This window comes from Paenibacillus sp. 2003, from assembly GCF_031455635.1.
In the GTDB taxonomy this organism is placed as follows: domain Bacteria; phylum Bacillota; class Bacilli; order Paenibacillales; family Paenibacillaceae; genus Paenibacillus; species Paenibacillus amylolyticus_B.
Map to the genome: position 1 here is coordinate 2,220,157 of NZ_JAVDTB010000001.1, position 16,279 is coordinate 2,236,435.

General features: G+C 46.0%; 15 protein-coding genes. 4 read left to right on the forward strand and 11 right to left on the reverse strand.

Annotation, left to right across the window (positions count from 1 at the left end; translation table 11 throughout):
• Positions 1-13 precede the first annotated feature (13 nt).
• The 4 genes from J2X75_RS09525 to J2X75_RS09540 all read right to left on the reverse strand — a co-directional run bounded on the left by J2X75_RS09525 (position 14) and on the right by J2X75_RS09540 (position 6,177).
• A complete protein-coding gene (locus tag J2X75_RS09525; RefSeq protein WP_310335997.1) occupies positions 14-1,237 on the reverse strand; it encodes a VWA domain-containing protein in 1,224 nt (407 codons plus the stop codon).
• A complete protein-coding gene (locus J2X75_RS09530) occupies positions 1,222-3,690 on the reverse strand; it encodes a DUF5682 family protein (protein ID WP_310335998.1) in 2,469 nt (822 codons plus the stop codon). Before J2X75_RS09530 ends, J2X75_RS09525 begins: the two co-directional genes overlap by 16 nt.
• On the reverse strand, positions 3,678-4,778 hold the full coding sequence (locus tag J2X75_RS09535; RefSeq protein WP_310335999.1) for an ATP-binding protein: 1,101 nt from the start codon (positions 4,776-4,778) through the stop codon (positions 3,678-3,680). Before J2X75_RS09535 ends, J2X75_RS09530 begins: the two co-directional genes overlap by 13 nt.
• A 421-nt stretch (positions 4,779-5,199) precedes the next feature.
• Positions 5,200-6,177 (reverse strand): aldo/keto reductase, encoded by a 978-nt coding sequence (locus J2X75_RS09540; protein WP_310336001.1) that lies wholly within the window; start codon positions 6,175-6,177, stop codon positions 5,200-5,202.
• A gap of 190 nt (positions 6,178-6,367) precedes the next feature.
• Here J2X75_RS09540 and J2X75_RS09545 point away from each other — a divergent pair, with 190 nt between their 5' ends.
• From J2X75_RS09545 to J2X75_RS09560, 4 genes are all read left to right on the forward strand, one after another.
• Positions 6,368-7,567 (forward strand): cytochrome P450 family protein, encoded by a 1,200-nt coding sequence (locus J2X75_RS09545; protein ID WP_310336003.1) that lies wholly within the window; start codon positions 6,368-6,370, stop codon positions 7,565-7,567.
• Between the two features lie 40 nt (positions 7,568-7,607).
• On the forward strand, positions 7,608-7,955 hold the full coding sequence (locus J2X75_RS09550; RefSeq protein WP_307535717.1) for a ribosomal protein L7/L12: 348 nt from the start codon (positions 7,608-7,610) through the stop codon (positions 7,953-7,955).
• 170 nt (positions 7,956-8,125) lie between these two features.
• Positions 8,126-8,410, forward strand: coding sequence for an ArsR/SmtB family transcription factor (locus tag J2X75_RS09555; RefSeq protein WP_036613842.1), 285 nt, complete (start codon positions 8,126-8,128; stop codon positions 8,408-8,410).
• 231 nt (positions 8,411-8,641) lie between these two features.
• A complete protein-coding gene (locus J2X75_RS09560; RefSeq protein WP_310336007.1) occupies positions 8,642-9,826 on the forward strand; it encodes an MFS transporter in 1,185 nt (394 codons plus the stop codon).
• Positions 9,827-9,935: 109 nt separating this feature from the next.
• Here J2X75_RS09560 and J2X75_RS09565 read toward each other — a convergent pair whose 3' ends face one another.
• The 7 genes from J2X75_RS09565 to J2X75_RS09595 form a co-directional block, all read right to left on the reverse strand.
• Entirely contained in the window at positions 9,936-10,691 is a 756-nt protein-coding gene (locus tag J2X75_RS09565; protein WP_076250445.1) for an SDR family NAD(P)-dependent oxidoreductase, read from the reverse strand.
• A gap of 323 nt (positions 10,692-11,014) precedes the next feature.
• Entirely contained in the window at positions 11,015-12,742 is a 1,728-nt protein-coding gene (gene poxB / locus J2X75_RS09570) for a ubiquinone-dependent pyruvate dehydrogenase (protein ID WP_310336009.1), read from the reverse strand.
• A gap of 256 nt (positions 12,743-12,998) precedes the next feature.
• A complete protein-coding gene (locus J2X75_RS09575) occupies positions 12,999-13,760 on the reverse strand; it encodes an SDR family NAD(P)-dependent oxidoreductase (RefSeq protein WP_307535711.1) in 762 nt (253 codons plus the stop codon).
• A 152-nt stretch (positions 13,761-13,912) separates the two neighbouring features.
• Entirely contained in the window at positions 13,913-14,218 is a 306-nt protein-coding gene (locus J2X75_RS09580) for a Dabb family protein (protein ID WP_076317704.1), read from the reverse strand.
• A gap of 148 nt (positions 14,219-14,366) precedes the next feature.
• Positions 14,367-14,618 (reverse strand): type B 50S ribosomal protein L31, encoded by a 252-nt coding sequence (locus tag J2X75_RS09585; RefSeq protein WP_062834756.1) that lies wholly within the window; start codon positions 14,616-14,618, stop codon positions 14,367-14,369.
• Between the two features lie 144 nt (positions 14,619-14,762).
• Entirely contained in the window at positions 14,763-15,029 is a 267-nt protein-coding gene (locus tag J2X75_RS09590; RefSeq protein WP_026081056.1) for an HPr family phosphocarrier protein, read from the reverse strand.
• A 165-nt stretch (positions 15,030-15,194) separates the two neighbouring features.
• On the reverse strand, positions 15,195-16,262 hold the full coding sequence (locus J2X75_RS09595; protein WP_310336014.1) for an NAD(P)-dependent alcohol dehydrogenase: 1,068 nt from the start codon (positions 16,260-16,262) through the stop codon (positions 15,195-15,197).
• Positions 16,263-16,279 lie beyond the last annotated feature (17 nt).

The following is a 16,279-nucleotide window of genomic DNA, read 5'->3' on the forward strand; positions in this document are numbered from 1 at the left end:
TTCCTCCTTGAATTTAAGTGATGATCTCGCCAATCCAATCCGCGAGTTCGTTAGGCGTAATTGCTGCTACATGAGCCCCCATATTGGTTAATGTCTGGGCGGCATGTTTGTTATAGACTGAATCCCCGTTAAAATCGAGCGCGGTGAGAACCAGCAATTTGCATCCTGCATCGATGATATCTTTACAGGCTTTGTACATTTGCGCGATCGGGTACCCTTCCTCCAGATCACTGACCAGAATAAAGATGGTTTTGCCTGGATTATCGATTAACGTCTCGCCATAACGCAACGCTTTCGTAATATGTGTCCCCCCGCCGAGCTGTACATTCATGAGCACGTCTACGGGGTCTTCCAGTCTGTCGCTCAGATCAACAACCTGCGTATCAAATATGAATAATTGGGTGCGCAACGCATTCAAACGGTAGAAAATACTGGCCATCACCGAACTGTAGATGACTGAATCCAGCATACTGCCACTCTCGTCCACACCAATGATGATGTTCCACTTGTTATGAGGCTGTATATTTCCGTCGAAATAGAGGCGATCAATCACAAATCTGCGCTTGTTTTTATCGTAATTCTTCAAATTCTTGGTGATGGTTCGCTTGAAATTCAGATTTCTCAAGGATCGTACTGAACTCGAGGTATAGCGACTGCGCTTGCCCATGATACTGGCTCGGGTCTGAGATTCCAGCTTGCTGCGGAGCTCTTCAACCACGGTTCGAACGATATCCTTGGCGCTCTTTAACACCTCACCTTTCATCCGTCCTTTGAACTGCATAATGTTCTTGAGCAGATTCATGTTTGGTTCAAGGGATTCAAGCAGCTTTTTGTCTGTTAACAATTCTGTCAGCCCATAACGATCAAGCGCCTGTTTCTCCAATATTTCTACCGTTGGTTTGGGGAATAGGTCCCTGACTTTGTGTAACCATTTTGGTACAGTCAGGTTAGACGCACCGCGTCCTCCCTCTTTTCGGTAACCTTGTTCTTCACCGTATTCACGGTTATACAGATACCCCAGAATCTCATCGATTTCCGTATATTGAAATTCAGCCGAAGTATATTGGTCTGTATTACTCAACCCTTCTTCAGCGGATTCACCGAGAATCAGACGCCATCGATTCAAGGTTTCAACAGATTGTTGATCCCCTCGGTTGCTTCCATCCGGATTGGAACTTTCATTGATTTCTCTGGTTTCGTCCGTTCTCCGATTCGCTTCATTCATATTAGCTTCCATGCGGCAAACTCCTTTCGAAGCGCTTCGTCCCATGCTTTGGACTGGATCAGCATCTGCTCATCCACCGCAGGCCTCAACATCTCCTCTGGTTCAACCTGATGCAGACTCGCCACCCGTTCAGCAATCAAGCCCGTCTCCATTGGTGTAAAGTAGGTGAATGCCAGCCGCAATTCCGGTACCATACTGATGAAGTCGTCGTATGACAGCTGTTCAATCAGATAATTCAACTCAGATAAGAGCTGATCCTCATATAAAAAAGCATCACGTGCTACAGTGAATACTCCCTGTAAAAAAAGTGCCGTTTGACGGGTCTGATCCGGTGTACCATGGATATACCCGCGAGCACGATCAACAATCTCATCCCTGGGCCTGTCACCGAGCCCTGAGGAAATAGCCACACACACACCCTCCAGCTGAGCCGGAAGCTGGTGATCCGACAGAAGCTCATTCAGATGTATTCGGAATGTCTCATCCTGAAAATGCTCCTCTGATGACTCTGCGAGCATGGCTAGCAGCTTCAAACCCTGAATAATGGCTTCATGTTCATCCGGGTTAGCTCTGGAGAGCTGTAACAGCTTGTCTACGGCATTCCTGTAAGCTTCGGAGACCAAGTCTGGGAGATGTTGCTCATCAGATAATCCCAGCAATCTGCGGTGTTGATGAATTCGGTTCAAGACATGCAGACTGTTACATAAGGATAGAAAATTCCCGTCGGTTCTCAGCGCCGAGCGAACCTGTTCATAAAGTTTCATCGCTGTGTTCTGAAGTCCCATGAGCAACGCTTCAAGCATGAGTCGGGCAAGTTCACCGCTATGATGATCCGGTATTTCTTGCATCTGTTCTTCCATTTTGCGTGTAGCCGCCCCGGCAAGCGTTCCACCATAGAGAGAGTTCTCTATCAATCTGGCTTCAATACGGGATGAATACATATAAACCCAGGTTTCGCGCACAAGATTCATATCACGCTCTGCGATCCAGTCCGGCCCCGATTGCCGTTTCGCGAATTCCGGAACCAGAAAGGTGATGCATTGAATCAATTGGCTTATCTGACGATGCTCCGGTTTTGCATACAGATCCAGCACTTTCTTGTGTTGACCTGTTGTGCGAATCTGCAGTTTGTACTCTGTACAACGCGCCTTGAAGTCCTCCACGATGGGAATACTGAATGAATTGGGAGCCACGCTTCCAATGACGTCTCCTGTCAATAACTGCTGCAGCTCTTGCAGCGGTTTATCGGTCGCCAAGGTAAGCTCCCCCTTCACAAAGGAAGAGAGGGCTGCATCCATCAACTCATAGACGCCGCCTTCCCTTTTACCCCGAAGCCCGGCAAGACCCTGAATCATACTGTATGCCTCAATTGCATCACTGGTTGATACATGTTCGTGACCATCCCGTAATTGGCGCATCAGCCGGGATAACAAGTCCAGAGCCGTTAGATTATACGGTGTACTCTTTTTGCGAAGCAGCTGGTTCCAGATCTGATCGTAATAATTTACATAAGGCATACCGCTCGCATATCCATTGAGCCGATCCGCTTCAGCAAAGGTATAGACCATCGGGTACATTTGTTGGTGAACCGTATCTGGATCAACCGCACTTTGTTGAGACGTAATTGGTTTACCTTGCCCATCCGAACGTTGGTCTGCATGCTGTTTATCCATTTCTGGCTGTTCCAATTCAGATTCATGTTTCTCTGACATCAACAGTCCATACGTATGAAATCCACCGGTAATGACAAGCACACGGTCATGCTCCTGCACCGCTTGTTTAATATTTTGTTTCATATGTGCTTCTCTTGCCAGATCACCTGAAGACTGTAATCGTTCCGTGGAATAACACATTCGGGATAAAGTACAATACGTGAATACATCCTGCACGAATGCCTGAGTGGATTTTTCCAGACCGCCAATTTCAAACACCTTTTCCCACAATTCATCAAAACTGCGGCAGTTTGTTTTTTGGCATAATCGGTTAATGAAATCAGACCCCGCAAGCAAGGTTTCGTCCTGAATGGAGATCTCCTTTTGCTCTGTCTGGCCGGATTTGGATGCACGAGTGGAGAAGTGTTGATAGTCCAGATCAATAAACTTTGCCGGAATGTCCAGCCGTTTTGCTTCTTTCAAAGCTACATATTCAGGCGAATAACGAAGCATCGGATAATAGCAGGCTTCTCTCTCCAATTCACTCTCATAGGTATAGTACAGACTGACAGGAGGTATCGTTGCCTCATCACTCAGAACCGAAATTAATGGATTACCACTCTCTGGTCCTTCGATCAGAATAATATCCGGCTTGTACTCCCCAATTAATCGTAACAAGTGATATGAACATGCAGGGCTATGGTGTCGTATTGGATAATAGACCGTATGATTACTCAGGTTATATACCTGGGATTCGAACAAGGATTGTAACTGATCAACATCAGGGTCCAGTACTGCTGCTAACCGATCCATTTTCTCTCCTCATAATAGTCCTTCCACATTCCCTCTTCTCTGGAACGCTCTTTTACGACCTTAGAGAAATAGGTTTTGAGAATGGACAGATCCTTGTCGTTTTCCTTTGCAATGGTCCCCAGCATGTTCTGTACCAACCGATCCAGTGCAATAGCTTTATCTTCGTAATAATAGGAAGTCATCGCACTCTGAACATAGACTGACACCGCTTCCGCCGTACTCATGGATGCTTGAGGGGTATCGAGCTTGTATCCTTCCCGTGTCATGCCGGTGCGCAGTTCCATAAATGTTGTAGCCAGCAATTCAACCACATCCGGGTTAATTTCAATATCAATTCCACTATGTAATAACAGGCTTCGTGCCTGGGACTCAATGATTTTGGCTTCCATCTTCACGTTATGAATGGGCTTGATCGTTTCAAAATTGAACCGACGTTTCAATGCACCACTCATTTCGTTAACACCTTTATCCCGAATATTGGCTGTAGCAATGACGTTAAATCCAGGTTGGGCAAACAGTACACCACCATCCAGTTCAGGAATGCTCATGACCTTGTCACTGAGAATACTGATCAGACTATCCTGCGCTTCGGCGGGACAACGTGTAATCTCTTCAAAACGGGTAAGAATGCCTTTCTTCATTCCGTTATATAACGGTGATGGCACAAGCGCAGCTTCCGAAGGGCCTTTATCAAGCAACATGGCGTAATTCCAGGAATACTTGATCATATCTTCCGTCGTGCCTGCCGTACCCTGAATCGTATTCAGACTGGTTCCGGAGATTGCTGCGGTCAGCAGTTCGCTAAGCATGGTCTTGGCTGTCCCGGGTTCTCCCACGAGCATTAATCCTCGATTGCCTGCCAGAGTAACCACTGCACGTTCAATTAACACGTCATTGCCATAGAATTTGCGGGTAATCTGGATCTCTTCTCCATTCAATAATGCAGGCTTATCCCTGCCTATAATAAAATCGCGCACATAGGCGGGAGATAACAACCAGTTCGGGGGGCATTTCCCCTGATCTTCCTCTCGCAGCGCGCGTAATTCAACCTCGTATAATGTCTCGGCGGGTGGCTTAAGCATCTCCATCGTCAAGGTGTCTCCTCTCACTTAAACAGATCGTATGTTCTTATTCCTATCATTTTATCACAGCCCTCGAACAACTACCCCGTAAAACGATAAAAATGGTTGAAACGTCCTTCTTATCAGCACTCTCCCTAAGTCCATGGACATAGCCTCTAGCGCAAATATGCAGGTGAAATATCCTTACAACCGTGCCAACACACTGGTTTCGGATCCGAATCAGCATGCTTATTACCCATGTAAACGCATTGTAGGCCATATGACCTCAGGATTCATTACACTTTCGATAATGTGTTTCAACCAAATGAAGCCGATTATTACAAAGAGGACACAGGCCATCAGCAGCCTGTGTCTTCTTATATGTTCAAATTTCATCCAACCTCTATGAATTTTAATCGAAACTAACCAATCTCTCAGAAGTCTCTACTTACAATCTACGTCCGCATGACGCGGAATACAGCTCGTACCACTCATAACGGGTAAGCTCAATATTCGTTGCATCACGACAGGCCAGAATTCGTTCTGGTCGAATCGAACCAATGACAGGTTGTATCCCTGCTGGATGCTTCATTAACCAAGCCAGTACAATAGACTCCGGTGTCACCCCATACTCCTTGGCCATTCGATCAACTAGTTGAGCCGTATGCTCAATCTCCGCGCGCTGTCCCTCAACTACCCTGCCAGTAAATCGCCCCTGAGCAAGGGGACCCCAAGCTTGCAGTTGAATATGCTCTGCCTGACAATATTCCATCGTGCCATAGGGAAACACGTTGTCTCTGGCTTGGGGCCGATTAACTGTCACACCGGCTTCTACGAATCCGATTTTATCCAGACTCATCTCCAGCTGGTTCACAATCAGGGGTACTTTACTATGAAGCTGAAGAAGGCGAATCTGTTCAGAACCCATATTGGACACACCAAAATGGCGCACTTTACCGGAATGATGCAGCTCAGCCAGTGCGTCTCCAATTTCTTGCGGATGGGCGAGCGGATCAGGACGGTGTAACAGCAAAATATCCAGATAATCGATCCCGAGCCGTTCCAGGATACCGTCCACACTCGCCAGAATATGTGCACCTGAGGTGTCATAACGCTGCGGTCCTTCATCATCACCTACAAGACGTATACCACACTTCGACTGTATAATGATCTGCTCACGCAAGCCGGGAGTTTCGGATAAAACTCGCCCCAAGACATGCTCTGCCTTACCACGTGTGTAAATATCCGCCAGATCAAAGTGATTAATGCCGATTTCGATAGCTGCTTCTACCGCTCGATGACCTTCTACGACAAGATCTGAAGTAATGGGGAGCCCATCCCATTCACCTCCAAACCGCATACAGCCAAGAACCATTCGACTTGCCGGAATCTGGTGGTGATGCAAAGGAAGTTGTGCGTAAGACATGTCAGCGTTCACCTCATTTTCATTTTTACCAAGCATAATAAACGATTCTCTCTACTCATGTCTTCTTCCATCTTCCTCTATTTTCCTGCTCTATCATCCATATGAAGAAAAAACAAGGTTTCAAAAGCTTGTGTATTGAATATATAGAAGGTGCAGGTATTATGCAGGAATATGAGAGGAGATTTTGCATTTGAACCCGAATGAACCCAACGAGTCCTCAAAGCCAGCGTTTTTCACGAAAGAATTCACGCATAACCCTTACCCGGTATATGAAAAGTTAAGAAAAGAAGAGCCCGTTTTCCGAGTCATGTTTCCTCAAGGAGAATTCGGCTGGATGATTACTCGATACGAGGATGCAGTACAGATTCTGAAAGATCCTCGCTTCAGCAAAGACATGGTCCGACGTTACGGTGCTGACAATCAAAGCATTTTCTCGAATAATATGTTGTTCTCCGATCCGCCAGATCATAAACGTCTTCGCGGACTGGTGCAGAAAGCGTTCACGCCCAAACTGGTCGCAAACATGCGAAGCCATATTCAGGACATTGCTGATGATCTGCTGGACAACCTCCCGTCACAGGAAAAAATGAATCTGATCGATGACTTTGCCTTCCCGCTTCCCATCATTGTTATTAGTGAAATTCTGGGGGTCCCTGCCCAGGATCGTGATCAATTCCGCATATGGTCCAATACGGTAATTGATGCTTCCACAGCCGAGAGCGCTGAGCTGTTTGAGCAGCATTCCAAGGAGTTTACGGATTACCTTACGGCCTGGTTCGCAAAAGTACGTCAAGACCCGGGCACAGATCTGATCAGCCAGCTCGTCATTGCAGAAGAATCCGGGCAGCAGTTAACTGAACAAGAACTGCTTGGCGTGGTCTCTTTATTAATCATTGCCGGTCATGAAACAACCGTTAATCTCATCGGCAACGGCATTCTCGCCCTGCTGGAGCATCCGGAGCAACGCGAACTTCTTATCAAGCAACCCGAGCTTATTCACAATGCCATTGAAGAGATGCTGCGTTATAACGGACCGGTGGAGTTCAGCACATCCCGGTGGGCTCTGGAAGATATTGAATTCCGTGGACAGCATATTGCTCAAGGTGAACTTGTCATCGTTGCGCTTGATTCCGCCAACCGGGACGAACAGCAGTTTAAGGATGCTGATATCTTCGACATTACCCGCGAGAAAAGTTCACACCTGGCTTTTGGCAAAGGCATTCATCTTTGCCTCGGAGCCCCGCTTGCTCGTCTGGAAGGTGAGATTGCAGTCAGCACACTTCTGAATCGTTTTCCAAATATACAGCTTCAGGCGAATGTGAATGAACTGGAATGGAGACCTGGCATGATTGTTCGTGGTGTCAAGGAAATCCCGGTTCAACTTAAATAATGGCCAAATATGACCAAATGAGAGCGAGGCACATGACATCATGGAAATGAACACCTTGGTATGGATCGTTCTGTCGCTTCTGATCCTTGTATTGTTGGTCCGAGTCACCAGCCTGCAACGCCAATTAAATGAATTGAAAAGAGATGTGGAGCGTCTGGAGAATGGTTCCACCGCAATTGCTAGCCCACGCTCCAATTTCAATTACACCTTGTCGCCGAAGGAAGCATCTCCTTCCCAATCAAGCCCACCGGGTCAAACGGATCTGGATCAGGAACTGCTTACACTTATACAACAAGGGAAAAAAATTATGGCGATCAAACGACTGCGTGAAGCCAGAGGTCTTTCGTTGAAGGAAGCCAAAGACTATGTTGATTCCCTGGATCGGTAATATACAACTCACATAACTCTCGGGGGAAGTTACTCCAGACTTTCGGCTGTTAACACAGACGCAGTAGAAATTATGGAATCTTCGTCCGAGAGTTTACTTTTCAAATGACATATGCTACTGTATTTCTATATTACTAGAAATAAGAAATAAAGACGAAAGGACGGATCATTATGCAATCAAACTCGAATGAGATTGAACAAGTCGTCAAAATTCATAAAGCACTGGGCGAGCAAACACGGTACAAAATCATTCAGATCTTATCGGGCGAAAGCAACCTGTGTCCTGCCGATCTGGAGAGCCGCCTTGTTACGGTTGCCCTATCGACTCTGTCTCATCATCTGAAACAGCTGTCCGATTGCGGCCTGCTTACATCGCAGAAGAAAGGTACTTATATCTACTACAGCCTGAACACGGAGACCGCACAAAAGTTTGTTCCCTATCTGCTAAATAAATAAAAAAAATTTGAGTTATATTTCTATATAATTAGAAATATAGAAACAACGCACGATATTTATTAGTAGAACTAGGTCACTTAAGTCTACGCTTATACCATTATTCATTATCTAGGTTGTAACATCACCGTTCGTAGATCGGTTGCATTCAGAGCATTCATGTCTTGTTCTATCGTCTTTATTTTTATATTTCTAAAAATATAATAATTATAATCAGAAAGAGGTTATGTTTCCATGTCTTCTACGCTCAAAATCTATGTTCTTGCCTTGGTCAGTTTCCTTGTAGGAACGTCCGAATATGTCATTGCCGGCATTTTGGATCGCATTGCAGATACCATGAATATCTCTTTAATCGCTGCCGGACAGCTCATTACGATTTTTTCACTCGTATATGCGCTAGGTACACCTGTCATTATTGCACTGACTTCGCGCTGGGACCGTCGCAAGCTGTTGCTATACTTCCTCGGTCTATTCGTTGCGGCTAATGTTCTTGCCTATCTGTTGCCGGGTTATGGACTGTTCGTCACAGCACGCGTGTTGATGGCTTTGGGCGCGGGCGTTGTTGTTGTCACGGCATTAACGGTCGCTTCCCAAATAGCGGCTGAGGGCAAACAAGCTAGTGCAATCGCCACAGTAATCACTGGATTTACGGCTTCTCTGATTGTTGGTGTTCCGCTCGGAAGGCTCGTTGCTGCATCTTGGGATTGGAAACTCGTTTTTGCCGGCATAGCCGTTCTTGGAGTCCTCGCCATGCTGGTAATTGCGGCCGCCATTCCGCCTTCCAAAGCAGAAGCCCCTGTTCCACTGAAGAAACAACTGTCTTTGCTCAAACAGCCACGAATTGTACTTGCACTGCTGGTGACCTTTTTCTGGTTAGGTGGTTATTCCATTGCCTACACGTACATTTCACCTTATCTTGTATCCGTTTCAGGAATGAGCGAAGCACTACTCAGTTCAGCTTTACTCGCATTTGGCATAGCTAGTCTGATCGGTTCAAAAGTTGGAGGATTCAGTGCTGACCGATTGGGTGTCAAACGAACGCTGTTCACAGGCATGACATTGCATATCGTGAGTCTGGTCCTGTTGAATATAACAGCAAGCTCTCATCTCGCTGTCTTCCTTGTTCTGATTTTGTGGTCTTTTGCCGCCTGGTCTTCGGGTCCAACTCAGCAATATAACCTGGTCACCATGGCTCCGGAATCCTCTGGCATTATGCTAAGCCTGAACAGTTCGGTGATGCAACTGGCGATGGCTTCCGGCGCAGGTATTGGTGGAATTGCTGTCAGCAGCGTTTCATTGTCATCCATCACCTGGATTGGCGCTGTCGGGGTTGCTGTTGCCATCATCATCGTTATAAGCTCGTATCGTTCAGCGCCTTTCAAAAGTACACAAACCAATACATCGCACAACAGTGCATGATATGAATTCGTAGTACAACAGACAAACCAAAAAGAGAGGTCACTGTATGCATACAGAGGCCTCTCTTTAAACATTTTAACGACTACTCTATTAAGGTTAAGCAGAACTCTTATTGGGCCGTAACTGCACCATCGATCGGATATACTGCACCATTGATATACGGCGCTTCATCTCCAAGCAGGAAGGAAACCAGGTTAGCAATCTCTTCCGGTCTGCCCAGACGTCCAGATGGAATGCTATCAACGGTTGCCTTGAACACTTCAGGGTTGTCTTTACCGAACTGAATGACCATCGGCGTCTCAATTGTACCTGGGGCAATCGCATTTACACGAATGTTGTCCTTGCCATATTCAATCGCAGCTGTGCGGGTCAAGCCCACTACGCCATGTTTGGTTGCTGCGTATGGTGCAACTGCGGGTACACCAACAATACCGGCTGTGGAGGCCGTGTTCAGAATGGAACCTCCACCTGTTTTGAGCATTTCCGTAATTACATACTTCAATCCGTAAAATACACTTCTCAGGTTAATATCAATGATCTGGTCAAACTGCTCAATCGTATGTTCGATCAACTTGATCCCAGGACCTGCAATACCTGCATTATTAAAGAACATGTCGATTCGTCCGAACTCTTCGACTGTTTTTTTCACATAATTCTCAACTTCAGGTGCTTTACTCACATCTGCTTGTACAAAAATTGCTTTACTTCCCAGCTTCTCAATCTGCTTAACCGTTTCAAGACCTGTCTCTTCGACAAGATCCACAACGACAATGGATGCACCCTTCTCAGCCAGCTTCAGTGCTGCTGCTTGGCCCAATCCACTTCCTGCTCCAGTAATAATGGCTACTTTTCCTGCGTGACTCATGTTGATCTCCTCCATGTGTGTGTGTCATCTTGTGATTGGATCGATGAATACGATATGAAACGTACTTACATGCAATGATGCAATATGTAGGTCAAAAATGGCTTAAAACCTTCTTGACTTTACCTATTCTAATAGACTTTCGGCATAAAAACAAATCATATAATATGCATTCATACTATATTCCCTGTCACATTTTCAGCATTTATATTGAAGGAGCACACAACTATAACGTCTTGTTGCATGCTCCTCTTTTACATATACAACACTTTTTAAGTCGGTATCTCTACAACTTCAAACGGTGCATATCCGCTTATCAAAACACTTTAACGTAGCAAATTCGTTTTTGCCAATTCAATAATTTCGTCACCGCGTCCGTTAAGCACGGCTTTCATCATCCATAAGGTGAATCCTTCCGCCTGTTTGATATCAATCTTCGGAGGTAAGGACAATTCCTGACGATTAACCACCACGTCAATCAACACAGGACCATCATGCTGAAGCGCACGCTGTACAGCTCCTTCCAGTTCATCCGGATCCTCAACCCGAATGCCTTCCATGCCCATGGCTTGAGCAACCATCGCAAAGTTGGGATTGACAAGCTCTGTTCCCGATTCCAGGAATCCGGCAGCTTTCATCTCCAGCTCAACAAAACCGAGTGCTCCATTATTAAACACCACAACTTTGATCGGCAGATTATGCTGGTTCAGTGTCAACAGATCACCCATCAGCATCGTAATACCACCATCACCCGACAAAGAGATGACTTGTCTGCCCGGATCAGCGACCTGAGCGCCAATTGCCTGTGGCAAAGCGTTTGCCATCGTACCATGACTGAATGAACCGAGCAGCCTGCGGTTGCGGCTCATCTCGATATAACGGGCTGCCCATACTGTCGGAGTACCGACATCACAGGTGAAGATGGCATTTTCAGCTGCGGCATCACTAATGACCTTGGTCAGGTACTGCGGATGGATGGGCTTTTTACCCGGTTTTCCAACGGCCAGCTCGTCCAGATCTTTACGTACTTTCACATAACGATCCATACTTTTACGCAGATGTTTGTCACTGTGTTCTTCTGTTAGATAAGGAAGCAAAGTTTCAATGGTCGCTTTTACGTCCCCACATACGCCGTAATCCAGCTTCGTGCGCCGACCCAGATGGGAAGATTGAATGTCGACCTGAAGGACTTTTGCATCTTCGGGATAGAATTGACGATATGGGAAATCCGTTCCCAGCATTAATAGTACATCACAGTCCATCATGGCATGATAACCGGATGAATATCCAATTAGACCCGTAAGACCTACGGAATAGGGGTTGTCATACTCCAAATATTCCTTGCCTCGTAGCGCAATAACCATCGGGGATTTCAAGCGATCACAGAGCTGCATAAGGGGTTCCCGAGCGCCCGCGCAGCCTGCACCGCACAATAACGTAATTTTTTTGCCTTGATTCAGATACTCCGCCAGTTTCACGAGTTCCGGCTCAGAAGGATGTACCACGGGATTGGTCGCATGATACACGTGCTCAGGCACAGGCAGATCCGCTGCTTCAAGTCCTGCTACATCCCCCGGCAATACAACGACGGACACACCTGAACGTGCAACTGCTGTCTGAATGGCCATCGTCAGAGAACGCGGCATCTGTTTTGCTGTTGTAATGACTTCACAATAATCGCTACATTCCTGGAACAGATACTCCGGATGGGTCGCCTGAAAATATTCACTGCCAATCTCGTCACTTGGGATATGTGCAGCGATAGCGAGTACAGGAACACGATTGCGGTGACAGTCGTACAGACCATTAATCAGATGCATATTACCAGGACCACTGCTACCTGCGCAGACAGCGATACTTCCACTGACCTGAGCGTCCGCCCCAGCAGCAAATGCAGCTACTTCTTCATGACGTACATGAATCCATTCGATCTTGCCCGAACGACGAATGGAGTCGAGTACCGCATTCAAGGAGTCTCCAACAATGCCATATATGCGTTTGATGCCAGAGTTCAATAAGGATTCAACCAGAACGTCCGCGACTGTTTTTTTCATAAGTGATGGGTCTCCTTTAATTGCTCATTTTGATTATGTTTCCACTCTGTTAATATACCTATTCTTATACCCCAATCTTTCGAAAACCGAACCAACTCATATGTATGTCTGGATATATGAAACAAAAACCTGCCCCTTGAACCGTTATTTCATTGTTAGCAAAATGCAAAGAAATCCGCTTGTCGAATGACAAACGGATTACGGTTAAACTAGGTTTATTGTTATTTCATGTGAATTCCCAAATCCAAATCAGACACTAGATAGCAGGCATCACATTGCCGCCACTTACCGGGATATAGGCACCCGTGATAAATGAGGACAGATCCGAAGCGAGAAAAGCTACCGCATTGGCGATCTCCTGATCCTCACCCCTGCGCTTCAGCGGCACAGTACGCGTATATGCCTCATCATGTCCAGGCTCACTGGAACGATCACGTTCACTAATTGTCCATCCAGGTGCAACCTGGTTTACGGTAATCTGATACTCGCCAACTTCCTTGGCCAGCACGCGATATACGCCATCCATTCCACGTTTACCAGCGGTGTAGGCCGATTGGTGAGCGAAGTTTTGCATCGCACATTCGGTATTAATGCCAATGAACCGCCCGGCTCTGATATCTTGCATATGTGGAATGAAAGCTTTGGCCAGATACACACTCTGCATGACACAGGATTCAAACTGGCTCAAGTAATCTTCAGGAGACTGTTCCAACACCGTTGTCCATTCATATTGAATGACTGCATTGGCAACAACGATATCCACTCCGCCGAGGACAGGCTGAATTTCATCACGCATCCGAAATGCTGTATCCTGTCTGGTAATATCCCCCTGTACAATTACAGCCTTACGACCAAGTGCTTCAATCTCACCTTGAAGCTCCCGAGCCTTGGTATCATTATTTATGTAATGTAGAGCCAGATTGGCGCCACAGGCTGCCAATGTGCGGGCGATTACTCTACCCAGTTGTCCGGTTGCGCCTGTAACCAGAGCCGTTTTTCCTGAGAGATCCAATTGCATAACAGCGAAAACCTCCTTGAATTTCATTCTACCGAAAACGATTTCGAAAACATGGTGTTTTTGTTCATTAATTACGCATTATTCAGAGATATATACAGCATTGTTCAATGCTGTATATGGTAATTCAACTTTTTTCCTCTATGTGGAGACTATTAATTATGATGTTGAATAAGATCAATTTCCTGGAAGCGACTGACTTCCTTTTCCCAACGCTCTTCTACATATTGACGGTGAACCGGGTGATTGTTGTATGCATCATACGCAGCCTGATCTGCAAAGACCATCGAGAAGCTGTAGTCAAACTCATTCTTCTCACTTACCTGTTTCAGAACCTGAAATTGCTCTACGCCAGGTATGACAGCCAGTGCATCCGAACTTTCCTTCAAAAAGGCTTCGGCCTCCGGTGTATCTTTACCCGCGTAAAGTGTAAACGTTACCATATGTGTGATGCTGCTCATCTCTATTTCCTCCTCCAATATGTTCGTACTCGTTTCCTAGTGTACATCCGAATGTGTTGTAAGCGCAATAATTGGTTGAATTAATTTTTAATGTACACAAAAAAACCTCAGGACAAATCCCGAGGTTTTTTGTAATGTATGGACAAACTTATTTGTTGATGTTGTATTTACGGTTAAATTTATCAACACGACCACCGATATCCACGTTTCTTTGTTTACCAGTGAAGAACGGGTGGGATGCGGAACTAGTGTCCACACGGATTACTGGGTAAGAGTTACCGTCTTCCCATTCCATAGTTTCGTTAGAGAACTTCGTGGAAGAACTCAGGAATTTGAAATCAGCACTTGCATCGTAAAAAATTACGAGTTGTGTCTTTGGATGGATGTCAACTTTTGGCATAATCTATTTACACTCCTTTAATATGGGTACTTCTTTAGAATCAAACTAAATTTTATTATACTCTTTTTTTGGACAAAGTACCAGCAGGTTTTGAGGAATAGCTAAAAAAATTATGACATCTGTGATTTTACACCTAATCGGGTGTCAAGCCGTCCCTTTCTCCAGTACATTCAACATGTACTCCAAAGCCTCCAGTTCATCCCTGCCTCTTGTCTGTAATCTGACAACACTACCATAACGTATGGGTAGTAACGCCATTCCAAGCAGGCTTTTGACATCTACACGATGCTCATGCTCAGACTCCATATACGACAAAATAATATCCGAGGAAAAACGTGACGCTTGAGAAGATACCGACATCAGATCATCCCGATGAAAATCAGCGTGTATCATAAATTCATGTACTCTCACAACCTTCAGTTCCTTTCGCTAAGTACTTATTCACCAATATGGTGTGTATCCATTTATATATTAAAATCTTCATGAATTATACCATGTTATGGGAGCTTGACACATACTTTTTTGCAAAAAAAACAAAAAAAGAGTCCTATACCGCAGGACTCTTCCAGGTTGTTCTTACATACCGTTCGGATATACCATGACCTTCAGACTGCCGCTTTTATTGTGTAATGCGCGCTCCATCGCTTGCTGTGTCTCTTCGAGTGAATAACGATCTGTAATCAGGGACATCACGTCATGCTGGCCGGAGCTCAGAAATTCAATTCCTGCCGGATACGTATTGGCATAACGGAATATGCCATAGATATCAACTTCATTGTCCGCAATAAATGGAACATTGAGTGCGATCTCGTCCTGTGCAGGCAGGCCCACAATCGCAAGTTTCCCTCCACGTCGAAGTGAATACAGAGCAGATTGTAGCGCCTTTGGATTCCCCGCTGTTTCCCATGCGGTATCCACACCCACACCACCTGTTAACCCGCGAATCACAGCCAGCGCATCTTCATTCCGTACATTAATGGTATGCGTGGCACCCATGCGGCGAGCTGCTTCCAGCCTAACTTCCTCCAGATCCGTTACTATGATCTTCTCTACACCGAAAGATTTGGCAGCAGCCACGGCCATGAGTCCAACGGGACCCATGCCCATAATCGCCAGGGTTGTACCCGGAGCCAGTTTGCTGCGGCGTGCAGCGTGAATACCAACGGAGAATGGCTCGTTCATAGCTGCTTCCTCATAAGATAGATGATCCGGGATCGGGAATACCATATCTTCACGCATCACCATGTATTGTACAAATGCCCCATCCACCGGAGGGGTCGCCAGAAATTGTACATCCGGACACAGGTTATAACGACCTTCCTTACATGCCGTGCAGCGTCCGCAAGTCACCCCAGGCTCAATAGCAACCCGATCCCCTGTTTTCAGACGTGATACGTTCGAGCCAACAGCAGCAATGATCCCCGCACACTCATGTCCCAAAATGATCGGTTTCTCAACCACAAATCTGCCAATGCGTCCATGTTCAAAATAATGCACATCCGAGCCACACACCCCGACAGCCATCACCTGGATTAACACCTCATCCGCTGCCGGTTGCGGGACGGGTTGTTCCTCAATAATAATGTGTCCTGGCTCTGTCATGACAGCGGCCTTCATGGTCTCGGGCAGTTGATGTTGTCCCATACGTATCTCCTCCTCAT